Source organism: Mesorhizobium sp. LMG 17147 (assembly GCF_024297145.1).
Taxonomy (GTDB): Bacteria; Pseudomonadota; Alphaproteobacteria; order Rhizobiales; family Rhizobiaceae; genus Mesorhizobium.
In genome coordinates, this window is the sequence record NZ_JANCTC010000004.1 from 264,695 (window position 1) to 283,266 (window position 18,572).

Consider the following 18,572-nt stretch of genomic DNA (forward strand, 5'->3'; position numbering starts at 1 on the left):
TATGGATGATGCCAGCCACACCGCCGAAAGCACGGCACTGGATACGACCACCAATGCGGCGGTTTCCGGGTCAACGATTCCTGCCGACGAACTGGCGCGGCTGACCGACGACATCGTCTCGGCGCTGAAGACGGTCTACGACCCGGAAATCCCGGCCGACATCTATGAGCTCGGCCTCGTGTACAAGATCGACATCGAGGACGACCGCTCGGTCAAGATCGACATGACGCTGACTGCACCCGGCTGCCCGGTGGCCGGCGAAATGCCGGGTTGGGTGGAAAATGCCGTCGGCGCCGTCGAAGGCGTCTCCGGCGTCGAGGTCAACATGACCTTCGACCCGCCCTGGTCGCCCGACCGCATGTCGGAAGAGGCACAGGTGGCGGTGGGCTGGTACTAGCATCCGACCAGCCAGAGGCTGGCGCACTTGCGCCGGGTACAAAACTTCACCATTTTAGGTGAGGAATCATTCGGCAGGCCTTGAACCTGCGCGCAATGGAGAAGGAAAACATGGGACGCTTCGCCGTCATCACGATGACCGAAAAGGCCGCCGACCGCGTGCGCGAGATCGTCGCGACCCGCGAGAATGCGCATGGCATTCGCCTTGGCATCAAGAAGGGCGGCTGCGCCGGCATGGAATATACGGTCGACCTGGTGACCGAACCCAACACCAAGGACGACCATATCGAGCGCGACGGCGCACACGTCTATGTCGCGCCGGAGGCAGCACTTTTCCTTTTCGGCACCGAGATGGATTTCGAGCAGACGACGCTGCGCACCGGCTTCACCTTCCACAACCCGAACCAGAGTTCGGCCTGTGGCTGCGGCGAATCGGTCGAACTGAAGCCGGCCGATTTGAAGGCCTTGGCTGAAGCGCGCGCTTCCGCCTGATCTTTCCTTCTCCTCCGTTCACGGGGAGAAGGGACCTAATCCACCCACATTCCTGTTCGTTTGTGCCAGTCGGCAATCGATTCTTCCGGGTAGACGTCGAAGACCTTGTCCCCTTTGCCGATCTCCGGCTCGACCCAGTTCGCCTTGTATTTCAGCATGAGATGCACCTTCTCCGGCGGCTTTGGCAGGTCTGTGTCGATCGCCGAGGCGAAGGGGTGCACCAGCTCCGGCCAGGTGGGGTCGTAGAGCCAGAGCGCCGTCCCGCATTTCGTGCAGAAGTTCCGCTCGCCCGTCGAGGTTTCGCGGTGCGGGTGCTCGTCGTCCTCGATCTCGGCGCGGTAGACGCCGAGATGGCGCTTGCCCTGGATTTTCAACGTCTTGTAATCGGCGCCGAGATTGATGGCGAAACCGCCACCGCCCTGCTGTTTGCGGCAGATCGAGCAGTAGCACAGCATGAACGGCACCGGCGTGTGGCTTTCCACCTCGAAACGCACGGCATTGCACCGGCAGGACCCTTTGAGCAGAAGCGGCATGAGAAACTCCGACGAAATTGATTTGAACTTGTCAGGATGGTGCCGGTTGCGGCGATGACAAGGGGAAATCCGGATGACATGATCGCCGCATGGACAATGAGCGCATCGAAGAGCTTTTCGAAGGCCTTGGCCCGGTTAGCATCCGCAAGATGTTCGGCGGCAAGGGCATCTATTTCGACGGCGTCATCGTCGCCGTCGTCATCCGTGACGAATTGATGCTGAAGGCTGACGCGGAAAGCGCGCCTGAATTCGAAGCGGCCGGCTGCCGGCAATGGACCTATACCGGCTCACGGCACGGCAAGCTGGTGTCGATGCCCTATTGGAGCGTTCCCGACAGTGCCTTCGATGATCCGGATGAGATGGCGATCTGGGCACGCCGCGCCTACGAGGCAGGACGGCGCGCCGGCAAATAAGCTGCGTTATGCTTCGGCAATTCCGGGCCGCACTTCATGCCAGGTCCCGCGCCTCGGGCACGAGCGCCAGCGCCTCGGCAAAGCTGGCACTGGTGAAGGCGGCGCTCTCGATGGCGAGCGCCGCGGCGGCGACGCCTTCACGCAACGCTTCGCGCAGCTTCAGGCCACGCAGCAGGGCAGCGATCGTGGCGCCGGCCAATGCGTCGCCCGCGCCTGTGGCATCGGTCAGCTTTTGCAGCGGCGGCGGCAGGATCGAAAATGCGCCGGTTTGGTCGAAACCGAGTACCGGACCGTCGCCGGCGGTGATCACGCCACCTTTCAGGCCGGCGCGCCTCAGCCCGTCGACGACGCCTTGATCGTCAGCATCGATGTCAATGCCGGCGATCACGCCGGCCTCGTGCCGGTTCATGAAGGCCAACGCTAGAAGTCCGAGCACCGGCGCCAGCCGCGCCGCTCTGTTGGGCGAGACGGCAAGCGCAAACACCGGCTTGCCGGCGGCGAGTGCCGCCAGCCGCTCCAGCGCGGTCGACGGCAGGTTGGCGTCGCACAGGATCGCATCGGCCGAACCGATAGCTTCGCGCACCTTGGCGCGGCGGATTTGCTTGGGAAGCGCCAGCTCGTAGAGCACCATGTCGGTAAGGCCGGCGATCAGCCCGCCATCGCTATCGATCAGCATCGTATGGCTTGGCGTTGCCCGGTCGAGGAACACCGCCGACAGGTCGGCAATGCCGGCCTCGGTGACGGCGCGTAAAACCGTGTCGCCAAGGGCATCGCCGCCGCGCACCGAAAGCAGCGAGGCCGAGGCGCCGCGCCGCACCGCCCAGCGCAAGGCGTTGAAGACGGCGCCGCCAACATGCTCGCGCATTGTGCCGGGGTTCAAGGCGGCTGGCACGAAGGCGCCGGCAACCCGGCCGCGCCGCTCGATATAGGCGCCGCCCACGGCCAGGATCGTCGGGGAGTTCATCATGCCGGCAAAATGCCCTTTGCTGTTGCCCGGGAGGAGACTAGGTTGCTGGGCGGAGCCCTGCAATCGCGGGTGCGATTCGGTTGGTGACGGCAGCGGCGCCGCATCCGAGGCCGGATACATCCGGAGGCAAAATTACGAAACAAAAAAAGAACAAATATGGATATCCGTTATTTTTCAAATCCTTGCCGCTCATTGACAAATGAGAACAAACAAGGTACATTCTTTTAAGGGTTGCGGGATTGTCCGGCCTCCATTGACGACCACGGGGTGATGTATCATGGCTCAGAATTCTTTGCGGCTTGTAGAGGACAAAGCGGTGGACAAATCAAAGGCTCTGGATGCGGCGCTGTCGCAAATCGAGCGTGCCTTCGGCAAGGGCTCGATCATGCGGCTCGGCGCAAACGAGCAGGTCGTCGAGATCGAAACGGTGCCGACCGGCTCGCTTGGGCTGGACATCGCGCTTGGCGTCGGTGGCCTGCCGCGCGGCCGCATCGTCGAGATCTACGGGCCGGAAAGCTCGGGCAAGACCACGCTGGCGCTGCACACGGTGGCCGAAGCCCAGAAGAAGGGCGGCATCTGCGCCTTCGTCGATGCCGAGCACGCGCTCGACCCGGTCTATGCCCGCAAGCTCGGCGTCGATCTCGAAAACCTGTTGATCTCGCAGCCCGATACCGGCGAGCAGGCGCTGGAGATCTGCGACACGCTGGTGCGCTCCGGCGCCATCGACGTGCTGGTGGTCGATTCGGTGGCGGCGCTGACGCCGCGGGCGGAAATCGAAGGCGAGATGGGCGATTCGCTGCCCGGCCTGCAGGCGCGCCTGATGAGCCAGGCACTGCGCAAGCTCACCGCCTCGATCTCGCGCTCCAACACCATGGTCATCTTCATCAACCAGATCCGCATGAAGATCGGCGTCATGTTCGGGTCGCCCGAGACGACGACCGGCGGCAATGCGCTGAAATTCTATGCTTCGGTTCGCCTCGACATCCGCCGCATCGGCTCGGTCAAGGATCGCGACGAGGTCGTCGGCAACCAGACCCGCGTCAAGGTGGTCAAGAACAAGCTGGCGCCGCCCTTCAAGGTGGTCGAGTTCGACATCATGTATGGTGAGGGCGTCTCCAAGACCGGCGAGCTGGTCGATCTCGGTGTCAAGGCCGGCGTGGTCGAAAAGTCGGGCGCCTGGTTCTCCTACAATTCGCAGCGTCTTGGCCAGGGCCGCGAAAACGCAAAACTGTTCCTGCGCGACAATCCCGACACGGCGCGCGAGATCGAGCTGGCGCTGCGACAGAATGCCGGGCTGATCGCCGAGAAATTCCTTGAAAACGGCGGCTCCGAAAGCAGCGACGACGGTTTCGAGGACGACGCTGGGGTGATGTAGGGCAAGCGACGCCTCACGGAGCCTCAGCCGGGTTTCGATTTGATGTTTTGATTTTGAGTTTGCGTAATCGATGCGTTTCGAACCGCCGGCCCCGTGCCGGCGGTTCGCGTTTGATAGCGGGGCAGAAGCCATTTCAAAGCGCTGGTGAAAGCGGGAATTTGAGCCCATTTGGTGTTTCTGGACAGGCTGCGGTGCGACCGCTAAAAGGCCATGTCTATTTTCCGCCGGCAGCCGGCGGTTCTCTCGAAAAGGCAGTATTTCATGAGTGGCGTCAACGAGATCCGGTCGGCATTTCTCGACTATTTTCGCAAGGAAGGTCACGAGGTCGTCGCGTCAAGCCCGCTGGTGCCGCGCAACGACCCGACGCTGATGTTCACCAATGCCGGCATGGTGCAGTTCAAGAACGTTTTCACCGGTCTGGAGAAGCGGCCCTATTCACGCGCCACGACTGCCCAGAAGAGTGTTCGCGCCGGCGGCAAGCACAACGACCTCGACAATGTCGGCTACACCGCGCGCCACCTGACCTTCTTCGAGATGCTCGGCAATTTCTCCTTCGGCGACTATTTCAAGGAGCGCGCCATAGAGCTTGCCTGGAACCTGATCACCAGGGAGTTCGGGCTGAAGAAGGACAAGCTGCTGGTCACCGTCTACCACACCGACGACGAGGCGGCCTCGTACTGGAAGAAGATCGCCGGCCTTTCGGACGATCGCATCATCCGCATCGCGACTTCGGACAACTTCTGGGCCATGGGTGACACCGGGCCTTGCGGGCCATGTTCGGAGATATTCATCGACCGTGGCGAGCATATCTGGGGCGGCCCCCCCGGCAGCCCCGAGGAGGATGGCGACCGGTTCCTCGAATTCTGGAACCTGGTGTTCATGCAGTATGAACAGGTGACGAAGGAACAGCGCGTCGACCTGCCGCGTCCGTCGATCGACACGGGCATGGGCCTCGAGCGCATGGCCTCCATCCTGCAAGGGGTTGAAAGCGTCTTCGAAACCGACCTGTTCCGCCACCTGATCGACGCTGCATCGTCGGCGCTGGGCAAAGGTCCGGATGCGGACACCGTCGCATCGTTCCGGGCCATCGCCGACCATTTGCGTTCGTCCTGCTTCCTGGTCGCCGACGGCGTGCTGCCGTCCAACGAAGGACGCGGCTACGTGCTTCGTCGCATCATGCGCCGCGCCATGCGCCACGCGCAGTTGCTCGGCGCCCGCGATCCGCTGATGTGGCGCCTGGTGCCGTCGCTGGTCCGCGAGATGGGCCAAGCCTACCCGGAACTGGTGCGCGGCGAACAGATGATCACCGAGATGCTGAAGCTTGAGGAAACTCGTTTCCGCAAGACGCTGGTGCGCGGCTTGAGCTTGCTTTCGGAGGCGACGGAGAAGCTGGCCTCCGGCGACATGCTGGATGGCGAGACAGCGTTCAAGCTCTACGACACCTATGGCTTTCCGCTCGATCTGACGCAGGACGCGCTGCGCCGGCGCAACATCTCGGTCAACCTTGCCGGCTTCACCGAGGCAATGGAGCGGCAGAAGGCGGAGGCACGCAAAAGCTGGGCTGGTTCCGGTGAGGCCGCAACCGAGACGGTGTGGTTCGCGGTGCGTGAGGAGACCGGCGCCACCGAATTCCTGGGTTATGAGACCGAGCAGGCGGAAGGCCTTATCCAGGCGCTGGTCAAGGACGGCAAGACCGTCGACAGTGCCGGCAAAGGCGACGCCGTTGCCGTGGTTGTCAACCAGACGCCGTTCTATGGCGAGTCCGGTGGCCAGGTGGGCGATACCGGCGTCATTTCGGGCGACGGGTTCTCGATCGAGATATCCGATACCCAGAAGAAGGCCGATGGGCTTTTCGTCCATCTCGGCGGGGTGGCCAATGGCACTGTCAAGACGGGCGCGACCGTCGAGCTGAAGGTGGACCACGCGCGGCGCTCCAGGCTGCGCGCGAACCATTCCGCCACACATCTGATCCATGAGGCGCTGCGCGAGGTGCTGGGTACCCATGTGGCGCAGAAGGGCTCGCTGGTCGCGCCCGAGCGTCTGCGCTTCGACATTTCGCACAACAAGCCGATCTCGCCGGACGAGCTCGAAGAGGTCGAGCGCATGGCAAACGAGATCGTCCTTCAGAACGGCCCGGTGATCACGCGACTGATGTCTGTCGATGACGCTATCGCCGAGGGCGCCATGGCGCTGTTTGGCGAGAAGTATGGCGATGAAGTGCGCGTCGTTTCGATGGGCACGGGCTTGCATGGCGCCAAGGCCAACCGGCCTTATTCGGTCGAGCTATGCGGCGGCACGCATGTCAGGGCGACCGGCGATATCGGCCTGGTGCGCATCGTGTCCGACAGCGCGGTCGCTGCCGGCGTGCGCCGCATCGAGGCGTTGACCGGCGAGGCCGCCAGAAAGCATCTCGACGAACAGGACAAGCGGCTGAAGGCGGCCGCCGCCGCGCTGAGGATTTCGGCGGCCGATGTGCCGGCCCGTGTCGAGGCGCTGCTCGACGAGCGCAAGAAGCTCGAAAAGGAGCTGACAGAGGCGCGCAAGAAGCTGGCGCTGGGCGATCGCTCGCCAGCTGGCGTGCCTGCGGAAAACGAAACGATTGCCGGTGTCGGTTTTCTCGGCAAGGCGGTATCGGGCGTCTCGCCAAAGGATCTGAAACCACTGGCCGATGCCGGCAAGAAGTCCCTCGGCTCCGGCGTGGTCGTCTTTGTCGGCGCCGGCGAGGACAACAAGGCGAGCGTCGTCGTCGCCGTTACCGATGATCTGACCGGCCGCTTCAGCGCCATCGATCTGGTGCGCGTCGCGTCCGCGGCATTGGGCGGGCAGGGCGGCGGCGGGCGACCCGATATGGCCCAGGCCGGCGGCCCGGACGCCTCGAAGGCCGAAGACGCGATCGCTGCGGTGAAGGCGGCGCTGGAAGCTGCGTGAATCTGCACCAGTAAGACCAGGCCGAAGTGGCAGCGGGGATGATGTGGCAACGTTGACCATGTATCAAGTCGACGCTTTTGCCGAACGGGCTTTCCAGGGCAACCCTGCTGCCGTTCTCATTTTGGAGGACTGGCTATCGGACGACGTGATGCAGGCCATCGCAAACGAGAACAATCTTGCTGAAACCGCGTTTGCGCGGCCGAGTGGCGAGGGTTGGGATTTGCGCTGGTTCACGCCGGTTCATGAAGTCGACTTCTGTGGCCATGCTACACTTGCGGCCGCCCATGTGCTGACTACGGAATACGGTGGTCAGGGCGAAATGGCCTTCGCCACCCGGGTGGGCGAGCTGCGGGTTTCCCGACGGGAAGGCGCCTATCAGCTCGATCTGCCGTGTTTTCCGCCGCAGCCCATCGAGGACGAGCTGAACTCGGCGCTGCAAGCGATATTGCCTCAGCGGCCGGCTGCGAGCTTCCGCAATTTCGAGAACCTGTTTGTCGAGCTTGCCGACGAGACAACCGTGCGATCTTTCGTTCCCGATCTGCTTAGGATCGGACGTTTTCATCCTCTCGGCCTGGTCATTACCGCGCCTGGGCGAGCCCATGATTTCGTCTCGCGTTATTTCGTACCCGGAGCTGGCATTCCCGAGGACCCGGTGACTGGCTCCATTCATGCGACATTGGTGCCGTACTGGGCTGAAAAGCTCGGCAAGACGCATGTGTCGGCATTCCAATGCTCGCAGCGCGGCGGGCATTTGCTATGCGAGCTGGCCGGAGATCGCGTGCTGATCACAGGCCGTGCGAAGACCTTCATGAAGGCGGAGATTTACCTTCCCGATTGAGCGGTATTTCGCAGTGGTCGCCTTCGGCGAAGCTGCCGATCTCCCCCCTTGCGGGGGAGATGCCCGGCAGGGCAGAGGGGGGTGCTGTCCCTCCGACTGCCAGCCCAATCGGAGCCACGTTCTCAGGCCGCTCCCAATTGGAAAGGATCAGTCGAAGGTTAGAGATCCTTCACACCCCCCTCTGTCCTGCCGGACATCTCCCCCGCAAGGGGGGAGATTGGATGTCACTTCGGCTTTCGCTAATCACCAGAAGGCCTATTGCCGAATGCTTGTCTCCTCACTCTGCCTTTTCGGTCTTCGCAAAACCCGCACGCGCCGCGATGCGCGCATACCAGTCCTGGATATCGGCAGACTCGGCCAGCAGTTTTCGCCCCTCGGCGACCTTGACGAAATAGCTGATGATTGGCGCGGCGTGCAGGTCGGCCAGCGTCAGGTCCGTCCCCAACAGCCAAGGCCCTTCGGCCTTCAGCGAAGACAGCGCCTGCAATGCCGTTCTCGCCTGCCGCAACCCGTTGCCGATCACAGCTTCGTCGGGGGGCGTTTTCTCCAGCCGCTCGACCGCGACATCCCAGACCATGGCCCTGTAGGCGTAGGCATCGAGCATGCCGGTGATCTGGTTCATGCGTGCTCGAGGCCGGGCTTCGACCGGCTGCAGCGCCGGGCCGTCAAAGGCTTCGTCGACATAACGGGCAATCGCGCCGGTCTCGTAGAGGCGAAAGCCGTCATGTTCGAAGGCCGGGATGCGGCCGAACGGCTGGTGCTCGAAGTACCAGCCGGGAATGCCGTCCGCGGCAAAGACGTCGACGGGCACCAGCTCGTAGCCGACGCCCTTTTCCTCGAGCACCAGCCGCACGATGCGCACATAGACGCTGTAGTCCGCGCCGTAGACGACGGGCTTGCCCATGTCGCGGGCTCAGGCCATCGCCTTCTGCAAATTCTCGTCGATCTTGTCGAGGAAGCCGGTGGTCGAAAGCCATGGCTGGTCGGGACCGATCAGCAGCGACAGATCCTTTGTCATGAAGCCGGACTCGACCGTCTGGATGCAGACCCTTTCCAGGGTCTCGGCAAAGCGCTTCAGTTCGGCATTGTCGTCGAGCTTGGCACGATGCGCGAGGCCGCGCGTCCAGGCGAAGATCGAGGCGATCGAATTGGTCGAGGTCTCCTCGCCCCTCTGGTGCTGGCGATAGTGGCGGGTAACGGTGCCGTGCGCGGCTTCCGCCTCGACGGTCTTGCCGTCCGGCGTCATCAGCACCGAGGTCATCAGGCCGAGCGAGCCGAAGCCTTGCGCCACCGTGTCGGACTGAACGTCGCCGTCATAGTTCTTGCAGGCCCAGACATAGCCGCCCGACCATTTCAGGCTGGAGGCCACCATGTCGTCGATCAGCCGGTGCTCGTACCAGAGCTTCTTCGCCTTGAATTCGGCTTCGAACTCAGCCTCGTAGACCTCCTGGAAGATGTCCTTGAAGCGGCCGTCATAAGCCTTGAGGATTGTGTTCTTGGTCGAGAGGTAGACGGGGTAATTACGCAGCAGGCCATAGTTCAGCGAGGCGCGGGCGAATTCGCGGATAGATTCGTCGAGATTGTACATGGCCATGGCGACGCCGGCGCTGGGTGCGTCGAACACATCGTGCTCGATCACCTGGCCGTCCTCGCCGACGAATTTGATCGTCAGCTTGCCCTTGCCGGGAAAGCGGAAGTCGGTGGCGCGGTACTGGTCGCCGAAGGCGTGGCGGCCGACGATGATCGGCTTGGTCCAGCCGGGCACCAGCCGCGGCACGTTCTTCATGATGATCGGCTCGCGGAAGATGGTGCCGCCGAGGATGTTGCGGATGGTGCCGTTCGGCGACTTCCACATCTTCTTCAGCTTGAATTCCTCGACGCGCTGCTCGTCGGGTGTGATCGTCGCGCATTTCACGCCGACGCCGTATTTCTTGATGGCGTTCGCCGAATCGATGGTCACCTGGTCGTTGGTGGCGTCGCGGTGCTCTATGCCGAGGTCGTAATATTCGAGCTTGAGGTCGAGATAAGGGTGGATCAGCTTGTCCTTGATGAACTGCCAGATGATGCGGGTCATCTCGTCGCCGTCGAGTTCGACGACCGGGTTCGCCACCTTGATCTTCGCCATGGAAAGAATGCCTCGCTTTTGGGGAACGGAACGGCCTTGCCCGCACGGCTGCCGGCCCTGGGATGCGGCCCGTATATCAAAGGCTTTTTGGCCGCGCAAACGGCGAACCGCGCCGTAGTGCCGGCATTCCTTGCCAAAGCTTCATTTTCGCCGCCAAATGTGGCAGGGGACTGCGAAATGTCGCAAACAGCAGTTCACTGACAACCATGGCCGCTACCCAGGATCCCGACACCCCTCTTGCCTCCGGAACGCCTGCGTCCGGACCGGCGATCATCCTGGTCGAGCCGCAGCTCGGCGAGAATATCGGCATGGTTGCGCGCGCCATGGCCAATTTCGGGCTTGCCGAGCTGCGGCTCGTCAATCCGCGCGACGGCTGGCCGAGCGACAAGGCGCGTGCCGCCGCAAGCCGCGCCGACCACGTCATCGATGCCGTCACGGTGTTCGACGACCTGGCCTCGGCGGTCGGCGATTTGAACTTCGTCTTCGCCACCACGGCGCGCGCGCGCGACAATTTCAAGCCGGTGCGCGGTCCGGTCGAGGCGGGCAGGGCGCTGCGGGCGCGGCAGCGGGCCGGCCAGCGCACCGGCATCCTGTTCGGCCGCGAGCGCTTCGGCCTCTATAATGACGAGGTCGGCCTTGCCGACGAGATCGTCACCTTCCCCGTCGATCCAGCCTTCTCCTCGCTCAACATCGCCCAGGCGGCCCTGCTGATGTCCTATGAATGGATGAAGTCCGGCCTGGAACACGAGACCATGACCAACTTTTCCGGCCCTGAAATGCCGCCGGCTGCCAAGGAAGAATTGCACGGCCTGTTTGCGTATCTGGAAGGTGCACTGGAGGCGCGCGGCTATTTCCGCCCGACAGCGAAGAAGCCGAAGATGGTCGACAATTTGCGCGCGGTGCTGACCCGCCCCGGTTTTGCCGAGCCGGAGCTCAAGGTGCTGCGCGGTATAATATCATCGCTGGATAGGTTCTCGCCGGCCATGCCGCGCGGCGACGGATCGCCCGGCGACGATCCAAGGCGGCTCCCGGCGGCCGCGGCACGCGCTGCGAGGGCGAAAGACAAAGACTAGGCGCGCAAATGCAGCTGTCTTACCAGTAACCGAATTTTATTTGGTTTGATCCATGGTTTTCGAAACGATGGATCTCGGATGTTTAGCTCAAATATCGGTCGTCTTCGCTTTTTCTTCTATTCCGTGGCTCTGCTGGTTGCGGAAATCGTGACCTTTGTGCTGTGTGTCGTGCTGACCATCGGCATCGAGGGCTTGGCCAATTCGAAACCAGGTCCTTCCAGGGAAGGTCTGGCCGCGGCCGTTCTCGTCGCTTCGCTGGTGATCTTTCTGTTCCGCGCGAATTTCGCCTGGCGTCGAAGCCGCGACGCGCAAGGGTCGGGTTGGATCCTTTGGTCGTATATCGTGTTCTCGACCCTGTTTGCGATTCTGCAGGCCGGCACTGTTCTTGTCGTAAAATTCGACGGCGAAGATTCGCATTCCGGCCTTAACCTGCTGGGATTAGCTCTTGTCGGGCTGTGGGCCGTTATCTTGGGCGGCCAAGCCGGCGGGCGGTGGCTCTTCGGATATGGCATCATCCCTGAGTTTCGACGATTTCGACCCGCCCGGGCCGCTGCGCCGCACCGCGGCGCCCCGTTCAGCGTCAGCCGCGGGCGTGACGGCCCTGGCTCCAGCCTACGCCATGCGCGCCGCGCCGGTGCCGTCGAACCATGCTGCATCTCAACCTGCATCTCCGGCAACCGGCCGGCCGCGGGCCGGCGGCTTCGGCAAGCGGGGCCTTGTGTGACCTGTCTCGCCGCATCAAGGCCATGATGGTTCCACATAGAAGCGGCCGGGACAAAGCATCATTGGCCGAAGCAAAATGCATAGGCCGGCCTTCTCTCGTGATCTCGTTTTGTAATTCCCCAGCCTTTAGTGATTCCCAGCCCTTAGTGACTCAATGACCATGACCGATCCGTCGAGCGCCCGTCCGATCCTGATGTTCGATTCCGGCATTGGCGGCCTCACCGTGCTGCGTGAGGCGCGCGTCCTGATGCCTGACCGCCGCTTCATCTATGTCGCCGACGACGCGGCGTTCCCCTTCGGCGCCTGGGAGGAAACGGCGCTGAGAACACATATTCTGGAGTTGTTCGCCAGGCTGCTCGAACGGTTTTCGCCGGCCATTTCGGTCATCGCCTGCAACACCGCCTCGACACTGGTCATCGATGCGTTGCGCGAGCGGTTTCCCGGCCACCCTTTCGTCGGCACCGTGCCGGCCATCAAGCCGGCGGCGGAACGCACGCGCTCAGGCCTCGTTTCGGTGCTGGCGACGCCCGGCACCGTCAAGCGCCAGTACACGCGCGACCTGATCAGCAAGTGGGCGCAGAAATGCCACGTCCGCCTGGTCGGCAGCGACAGGCTGGCTGGATTGGCCGAAGCATATATGCGCGATGGTTTTGTCGACGAGGACGCCGTGCGCGCCGAGATCGCGCCGTGCTTCGTTGAGCATGACGGGCTGCGCACCGACATCGTCGTGCTTGCCTGCACCCATTATCCTTTTTTGGTCAACCGCATGCGCAAGACAGCACCTTGGCCGGTCGACTGGCTCGACCCGGCCGAGGCGATCGCACGCCGCGCGCTGTCGCTGCTTGCCGATACCGAGGCCGCTTATCGCAGAGAGGCACTGCCGGAAGGCGCCGACCTTGCGTTCTTCACCTCGAACAGCACCGATTTTCCGACGCGCCGGCTGATGCAGGGATTTGGCCTGGCGATATCCTGACCGCAAGCAATTTTCGCTTTGGGAACATCACACCAGACAATGCGTTTTCCTCTCATCGGAAACGGGAGAAACCATCATGCCAGCCACCTCAAAAGCCCAGCAGAAAGCGGCCGGCGCGGCATTGTCAGCCAAGCGCGGCGAGACCAAGAAGGGCGCGCTCAAAGGTGCGTCGAAGGGAATGTATAAATCCATGAGCGAAAAACAGCTCGAGGAATTCGCCGAGACCAAGCGCAAAGGCCTGCCGGAAAAGAAGTCGAAACACTGATCGACTGACCATTCTGGCGGCGGATGCCGGTCAATAAAAGCCCGCGGCTGAGCCGCGGGCCATGAAGTCTCAACGGGCGAGGGCGAAAATTACCAGTTCCAGCCCCAACCGCAGCGCCGCACTTTGTAGCGGATAACCTTGCGATGACCGTGGCGCCACACCACCTTTTTCTTGACCACGATGCGGCAGACCTGGTGATGCCTGTGCCCATGCCAATGCCGGGCCTGCGCCGGCTCGGGCGCGACCGCCATCGTGCCGGCCATCACCGCGGCGCCCACCAACGTAAGGAAGAACTTCTTCATGCGAATTCCGGCTCCTCTGACTTCAGTCCCTTCCTGATGCCGCTGGCGCAACCTCCCGCCACATCCGGCACGTTCTACAACCGTAACACTATCCGGTTCGGCGATTCGCGCCAGCCAGAAGCTTGACAGCGGTTAAATCTCCGTTTAACCAGCCCACCAACACCGGGCCGCAATGCCCGGTGGTTTTCTTTATGTGTGCAAGACGTTTGGGAAGCCGGTGTTACTTTCCTTATGTCTTGTTTGAAATGACGTGTCCCGTGGGTTTTCCGTCGCGTTGCGTGGAAAATCCTGTCAGGTCTCGAAAACGGAGGCCAGAGGAGGGCGCGTTTCCTTCACCCGGACCATGAGGTTCCGGGTGTGTTGTTTTGAAAGGGAATGCGATGAGCAAGCGCGAATCCGCGAAGTACAAGATCGACCGCCGTCTTGGCGAAAACATCTGGGGCCGCCCGAAGTCCCCGGTCAACAAGCGTGAATACGGCCCCGGCCAGCATGGCCAGCGCCGCAAGGGCAAGCTTTCCGATTTCGGCCTGCAGCTGCGCGCCAAGCAGAAGCTTAAGGGCCACTATGGCGACGTTTCGGAGAAGCAGTTCCGCAAGGTCTATGAAGAGGCGGACCGCCGCAAGGGCGACACCTCGGAGAACCTGATCGGCCTGCTCGAATCGCGCCTCGACGCCGTCGTCTACCGCTCCAAATTCGTGCCGACCATCTTTGCGGCGCGCCAGTTCGTCAATCACGGCCACGTCAACGTCAATGGCAAGCGCGTCAACATCGGCTCGTACCGTTGCAAGCCGGGCGATGTCATCGAAGTGCGCGAGAAGTCGAAGCAGCTGGTCATCGTGCTGGAATCGGTGGGCCTGGCCGAGCGCGACGTGCCCGATTACATCGAGGCCGACCACAACAAGATGACCGCGACTTTCACGCGCATCCCCGGCTTGGCTGACGTTCCGTTTGCAGTGCAGATGGAACCGAATCTGGTCGTCGAATTCTATTCGCGCTGATCGGCGCGTTCGTCACGACACAACCGAAGGCCGCCCCTCCAGGCGGCCTTTTCTTTCTTCGTCCTTTTCAGGGACGTGAGTCGGAAATCGATTTCGATTTTCGATCCGATGCGCTACTGCGGGCGGCAACAGGACTTTAGGGCCGACGCGCCGTGAACATGCAGCCAGACGCCAAAACGCTTGACCCGATCGCCGACGCCGAAGGCGGCTTTCATCCGCTGTTTGCCGATGTGCCGTCCTCCGTCGAGTTCAATAAGCTGCGCAAGCGGCTGTTGCGGCTTGCCCGCCAGGCGATCGACGATTTCGCCATGGTGAGACCCGGCGACCGTTGGCTGATCGCTCTGTCGGGCGGCAAGGATTCCTACGGCTTGCTTGCCGTGCTGCTTGATCTCAAATGGCGCGGGCTGCTGCCGGTCGAGCTGTTGGCCTGCAATCTCGACCAGGGCCAGCCGAACTTTCCCAAACACATATTGCCCGATTATCTCGACAGCTATGCCATTCCGCATCGCATCGAATATCAGGACACCTATTCGGTGGTGACCGACAAGCTGGCCGAGGGCAGCACCTATTGCTCGCTGTGCTCGCGGCTGCGGCGCGGCCATCTCTATCGCATTGCCCGCGAGGAGGGCTGCTCGGCGCTGGTGCTCGGCCACCACCGCGAGGACATACTGGAAACCTTCTTCATGAACCTGTTCCATGGCGGGCGCCTGGCCGCCATGCCGCCGAAGCTGCTCAACGACGAAGGCGATGTCATGGTGCTGCGGCCGCTCGCCTATTGTGCGGAAGTCGATCTCGAGAAATTCGCCGGCGCCATGAAATTCCCGATCATTCCGTGCGATCTGTGCGGTAGCCAGGAAGGTCTGCAGCGCAATGCCATGAAGGCGATGCTCGACGACATCGAGAAGCGAATGCCCGGCCGCAAGGACACGATGATCCGCGCCATGACCAATGTGCGGCGTTCGCATCTGCTCGACAGGAAACTGTTCGATTTCGCCGCCCTCAACGAAACCCTCACCACCAGGCGTCCCGATGACATTTGAAGATAGCGCGATCGACTGGCTTGCCGACCTTCTGTCAGAAGCCGCCGTCGCCGAGATCATGCCGCGCTTTCGCCGGTTGAGCGAGGGCGACGTCCGTCGCAAGACCTCGGCCGCCGATCTCGTCACCGAGGCCGACGTCAATGCCGAACGGCTCATCACCGCCAGCCTGCGCCAGCGTTATCCCCACGCAATGATCGTCGGCGAGGAGGCCTGCTCCGACGACCCGACGCTGCTCGACGGTCTGGGCGATGCCGAACTCGCCTTCGTCATCGACCCGGTCGACGGCACCTTCAACTTCGCCTCCGGCGTGCCGCTGTTCGGCGTCATGCTTGGCGTCGTGGTCAAGGGCGAGACGGTCGCCGGCATCATTCACGACCCCGTCGGCAAGGATTGGCTGATCGGCGTTAGTGGCGCCGGCAGCCATATCCGCCATGCCCATGGCAATCTGGAAAAGGTCCATGTCGCCAAACCGGCGCCGATGTCGGAAATGACCGGTGCGGTCTCATGGCACTATGTGCCCGAGCCGGACCGCTCACGTTTGGCGCGCAACCAGACCAAGTCGCTATCGCAGTTCAACTATCGCTGCGCCGCCCACGAATACCGCCTGCTGGCCAGCGGCCACGGCCATTTCGTCGTCTACAACAAGCTGATGCCTTGGGACCACTTGGCCGGCGTGTTGATCCATGCAGAGGCCGGCGGCCATGCCGCGCGCTTCGACGGCAGCGCCTATCTGCCGTCGCATGTCGGGGGTGGCCTGCTGGTCGCGCCGGACCGGGAGAGCTGGCGGGAGCTGCGCCGCGAGCTCTGGGCAGAATAGCTCTTCGCTGCCAAAGGTGTCCAATCTTGTGCGAAACCGGAGATCTCGAATGAAACCTCGGTCCGCAATTGTTGCAACGGCCTTTGCCCTTGCCTTGGTTGCCGGTGTCAATGAAGCAAGAGCTGGGGAACGCGCATGTCGCAGTCCCGACTCCGTCGACACCATAGACGAGATGTTCTCCGCGATCTTCGCCTGTTGGAAGCCGCCGCCCGGAACCGCGGGCATGACCCTGACGCTGCAGTTCTCAATTCGCCGAAACGGCACGCTTATTGGCAAGCCACGCGCCACTTTCTCCCATCTAGGGGACGATGGTCCGCTCAACCGGGCCTTCGTGGCTTCCGTCCTCGAGGCGCTCGATAAGGCTCTTCCACTGCCCGTTTCCGACAGTATGGGTGGAGCAATCGCAGGACGTACGCTGTTCCCTCGCTTCACCGCGGTCAGTGAGGGTGCATCCTAGGCGCACGCGCAATGTGCATTAAACCGGCGGGTTATGCGGCTGGAATAGTCTGCCGCGCTCGGCCAGCAGGATCATCAGCAGCGCCGCCACCGACACGCTGCAGAACCCGGCGGCCAGCGGCGTCACCGTGCCGTTGAATGCTTGGCCGATCAGCGTGCCGAGAATGCCGCCAAGAAATGTCTGCATGAACCCAAGGATCGACGACGCAGTGCCGGCCAGGTGCCCCAGCGGCTCCATAGCGAGCGCGTTGAAGTTCGCGCCGAGCGCGCCGAACGGGACCATGGCGCAGGCAAAGAAGGCAATGAAGAGCCAGAGCGGCATCTTCATTTCGATGGAAACGACCAGCCAGGCAAGGCTGATTGCCAGAAACAGCAGCAGCGCGCTTTGCGACAGGCGGCGCATGCCGATACGACCGACGAGGCGCGAATTGAGGTAGTTCGAAAACGCAAGCACGCCGGCAACCCCCGCGAAGATGACCGGGAACATCTCACCGACATTGAACACGCTGACATAGATCTGCTGGGCCGAGGCGATGAAGCCGAACATGGCGCCGAAGATGAAGGTGCTGGCGAAGGCGTAGCAGAGCGCGATGCGGTTGGTGAGAACGATGCGGAAGCCGCCGATGATGGAGGACAGCGTCAGCGGCCGGCGATATTCGGGATGTAATGTCTCGGGCAGGCGCAGCAGCGACCAGGCGGACACGATCAGCGCGCCGGCTGCCATGGTGACGAAGATCACATGCCAGGTCGCAAACAGCATGATGAACTGGCCGATACCGGGCGCGACCACCGGAATGGCCATGAACACCATGAAGATCAAGGACATGACTTCGGCCATGCGCCTTCCGTCGAACGTATCGCGCACGATCGAGACGGCAATGACGCGCGTCGCCGCCGCGCCGATGCCTTGCACGGCCCGGCATAGCAGAAGCGTGGCGAATGACGGGGCGATTGCCGCAGCGCCGGCCGCCACGACGTAGATCACCAGCCCTGCGACAAGAGGCGCGCGGCGCCCGAAACGGTCCGAGATCGGCCCGAAGAACAGCTGTCCGCCCCCAAAGCCAAGGATATAGGCGGTGACCACATATTGCCGGTGGTTTTCATTTTCGACGCCAAGCGAAGCGCCGATCTGCTGCAGCGCCGGCAAAATAATGTCGATGGCCAGCGAATTGAGCGCCATCAGCGCCGCGCACAGCGCAATGAATTCCCAGCGCGGAATGGGCAAGGTGCTTGCCTTTTGCTGCGCTTGTGTTTGCTGATCCACGGCCAGTCCGATCCTCAACGAAAATGCGCCGGCTGGCCGACGCATCCATTCGTTGATTGCCCCGATGTCGGGCAGAACTTTTTGCCAAGGTGGGGGCTGCCCCGGCGCTTATCGTTTGACCCCCGAAAATCGCAGTCGGAAGGTCATACGCAGAAACAGAAGTCAGGCGGCGCCTTTGACGCTGACGCCTTTTTCGACGAGGAAGGTCTGCAATTCGCCCGCCTGGAACATCTCGCGGATGATGTCGCAGCCGCCGACGAACTCGCCCTTGACGTAGAGCTGCGGGATGGTTGGCCAGTTGGAGTAGTCCTTGATGCCTTGCCGCAGTTCGGCCGACGTCAGCACATCGACGCCCTTATAATCGGCGCCGATATAGTCGAGGATCTGCACGACCTGGCCGGAAAATCCGCATTGCGGAAAGCCGGGTGTGCCCTTCATGAAGAGAACGACGTCGTTGCCCTTCACTTCATTGTCAATGTAATCGTTGATGCCGCTCATGGAATACCCTTTCATGCCTGTGGGAGTCAGGCTCGAACATTACCCTTCAAATAAACCCATGGGTTGCGCGAAACAAGATGTTTGCCGCCTTGCCAT

Annotated in this window: 21 protein-coding genes; 14 read left to right on the top strand and 7 right to left on the bottom strand. The window is 62.3% G+C overall.

Annotated features, from left to right (window positions below; all coding sequences use genetic code 11):
• Window position 1 precedes the first annotated feature (1 nt).
• Together NMG46_RS10750 and sufA are read left to right on the top strand one after the other, a co-directional pair.
• The gene (locus tag NMG46_RS10750; protein WP_254817630.1) at window positions 2–397 is read left to right on the top strand and encodes an SUF system Fe-S cluster assembly protein; all 396 of its coding nucleotides are present in this window, start codon (window positions 2–4) and stop codon (window positions 395–397) included.
• Between the two features lie 110 nt (window positions 398–507).
• Complete coding sequence (gene sufA, locus NMG46_RS10755; RefSeq protein ID WP_013895897.1) at window positions 508–888, top strand: Fe-S cluster assembly scaffold SufA; 381 nt, start codon at window positions 508–510, stop codon at window positions 886–888.
• Between the two features lie 35 nt (window positions 889–923).
• On the opposite strand, the gene NMG46_RS10760 is transcribed toward sufA, so the two are convergent.
• Window positions 924–1,421, bottom strand: coding sequence for a GFA family protein (locus NMG46_RS10760; protein ID WP_254817631.1), 498 nt, complete (start codon window positions 1,419–1,421; stop codon window positions 924–926).
• 89 nt (window positions 1,422–1,510) lie between these two features.
• Between NMG46_RS10760 and NMG46_RS10765 the strand changes: the two genes are divergently transcribed.
• Entirely contained in the window at window positions 1,511–1,834 is a 324-nt protein-coding gene (locus tag NMG46_RS10765) for a TfoX/Sxy family protein (protein ID WP_254817632.1), read from the top strand.
• 34 nt (window positions 1,835–1,868) lie between these two features.
• Here NMG46_RS10765 and NMG46_RS10770 read toward each other — a convergent pair whose 3' ends face one another.
• Window positions 1,869–2,801 (bottom strand): carbohydrate kinase family protein, encoded by a 933-nt coding sequence (locus NMG46_RS10770; RefSeq protein ID WP_254817633.1) that lies wholly within the window; start codon window positions 2,799–2,801, stop codon window positions 1,869–1,871.
• A gap of 277 nt (window positions 2,802–3,078) precedes the next feature.
• Here NMG46_RS10770 and recA point away from each other — a divergent pair, with 277 nt between their 5' ends.
• From recA to NMG46_RS10785, 3 genes are all read left to right on the top strand, one after another.
• Window positions 3,079–4,176, top strand: coding sequence for a recombinase RecA (recA, locus tag NMG46_RS10775; protein WP_023674696.1), 1,098 nt, complete (start codon window positions 3,079–3,081; stop codon window positions 4,174–4,176).
• A gap of 261 nt (window positions 4,177–4,437) precedes the next feature.
• Window positions 4,438–7,104 carry an alanine--tRNA ligase gene (gene alaS, locus NMG46_RS10780; protein ID WP_254817634.1) on the top strand — a complete coding sequence of 889 codons (2,667 nt, stop codon included), beginning with the start codon at window positions 4,438–4,440 and terminating at the stop codon, window positions 7,102–7,104.
• Between the two features lie 58 nt (window positions 7,105–7,162).
• Window positions 7,163–7,942, top strand: coding sequence for a PhzF family phenazine biosynthesis protein (locus tag NMG46_RS10785; protein ID WP_254817635.1), 780 nt, complete (start codon window positions 7,163–7,165; stop codon window positions 7,940–7,942).
• Window positions 7,943–8,219: 277 nt separating this feature from the next.
• Here the strand turns inward: NMG46_RS10785 and NMG46_RS10790 are convergent, their stop codons facing one another.
• On the bottom strand, window positions 8,220–8,846 hold the full coding sequence (locus NMG46_RS10790) for a glutathione S-transferase family protein (RefSeq protein ID WP_254817636.1): 627 nt from the start codon (window positions 8,844–8,846) through the stop codon (window positions 8,220–8,222).
• A gap of 9 nt (window positions 8,847–8,855) precedes the next feature.
• Entirely contained in the window at window positions 8,856–10,067 is a 1,212-nt protein-coding gene (locus NMG46_RS10795; protein ID WP_254817637.1) for an NADP-dependent isocitrate dehydrogenase, read from the bottom strand.
• Between the two features lie 206 nt (window positions 10,068–10,273).
• Between NMG46_RS10795 and NMG46_RS10800 the strand changes: the two genes are divergently transcribed.
• The 4 genes from NMG46_RS10800 to NMG46_RS10815 all read left to right on the top strand — a co-directional run bounded on the left by NMG46_RS10800 (window position 10,274) and on the right by NMG46_RS10815 (window position 13,101).
• Window positions 10,274–11,140, top strand: a complete 867-nt coding sequence (locus NMG46_RS10800; RefSeq protein ID WP_254817638.1) for an RNA methyltransferase — start codon at window positions 10,274–10,276, stop codon at window positions 11,138–11,140.
• Between the two features lie 78 nt (window positions 11,141–11,218).
• Complete coding sequence (locus NMG46_RS10805) at window positions 11,219–11,890, top strand: hypothetical protein (RefSeq protein WP_254817639.1); 672 nt, start codon at window positions 11,219–11,221, stop codon at window positions 11,888–11,890.
• A 133-nt stretch (window positions 11,891–12,023) separates the two neighbouring features.
• Window positions 12,024–12,836 (top strand): glutamate racemase, encoded by an 813-nt coding sequence (gene murI / locus NMG46_RS10810; RefSeq protein ID WP_254817731.1) that lies wholly within the window; start codon window positions 12,024–12,026, stop codon window positions 12,834–12,836.
• Between the two features lie 76 nt (window positions 12,837–12,912).
• Window positions 12,913–13,101: a DUF3008 family protein gene (locus NMG46_RS10815; RefSeq protein WP_023674705.1), complete on the top strand. Its 189-nt coding sequence runs from the start codon at window positions 12,913–12,915 to the stop codon at window positions 13,099–13,101.
• 89 nt (window positions 13,102–13,190) lie between these two features.
• Here NMG46_RS10815 and NMG46_RS10820 read toward each other — a convergent pair whose 3' ends face one another.
• Window positions 13,191–13,403, bottom strand: coding sequence for a hypothetical protein (locus tag NMG46_RS10820; RefSeq protein WP_023674706.1), 213 nt, complete (start codon window positions 13,401–13,403; stop codon window positions 13,191–13,193).
• Between the two features lie 380 nt (window positions 13,404–13,783).
• Between NMG46_RS10820 and rpsD the strand changes: the two genes are divergently transcribed.
• The 4 genes from rpsD to NMG46_RS10840 all read left to right on the top strand — a co-directional run bounded on the left by rpsD (window position 13,784) and on the right by NMG46_RS10840 (window position 16,715).
• Window positions 13,784–14,401 carry a 30S ribosomal protein S4 gene (gene rpsD / locus NMG46_RS10825; protein WP_254817640.1) on the top strand — a complete coding sequence of 206 codons (618 nt, stop codon included), beginning with the start codon at window positions 13,784–13,786 and terminating at the stop codon, window positions 14,399–14,401.
• Between the two features lie 152 nt (window positions 14,402–14,553).
• Window positions 14,554–15,441: a tRNA 2-thiocytidine(32) synthetase TtcA gene (gene ttcA, locus NMG46_RS10830; RefSeq protein ID WP_254817641.1), complete on the top strand. Its 888-nt coding sequence runs from the start codon at window positions 14,554–14,556 to the stop codon at window positions 15,439–15,441.
• Window positions 15,431–16,258, top strand: coding sequence for an inositol monophosphatase family protein (locus tag NMG46_RS10835; RefSeq protein WP_254817642.1), 828 nt, complete (start codon window positions 15,431–15,433; stop codon window positions 16,256–16,258). The genes ttcA and NMG46_RS10835 overlap by 11 nt, the downstream gene beginning before the upstream one ends.
• Window positions 16,259–16,307: 49 nt before the next feature.
• Window positions 16,308–16,715 (top strand): TonB C-terminal domain-containing protein, encoded by a 408-nt coding sequence (locus NMG46_RS10840; RefSeq protein ID WP_254817643.1) that lies wholly within the window; start codon window positions 16,308–16,310, stop codon window positions 16,713–16,715.
• 18 nt (window positions 16,716–16,733) lie between these two features.
• Here the strand turns inward: NMG46_RS10840 and NMG46_RS10845 are convergent, their stop codons facing one another.
• Window positions 16,734–17,933 (bottom strand): multidrug effflux MFS transporter, encoded by a 1,200-nt coding sequence (locus NMG46_RS10845; RefSeq protein WP_254817732.1) that lies wholly within the window; start codon window positions 17,931–17,933, stop codon window positions 16,734–16,736.
• Window positions 17,934–18,140: 207 nt separating this feature from the next.
• Entirely contained in the window at window positions 18,141–18,476 is a 336-nt protein-coding gene (gene grxD, locus NMG46_RS10850) for a Grx4 family monothiol glutaredoxin (RefSeq protein WP_023674712.1), read from the bottom strand.
• Window positions 18,477–18,572 lie beyond the last annotated feature (96 nt).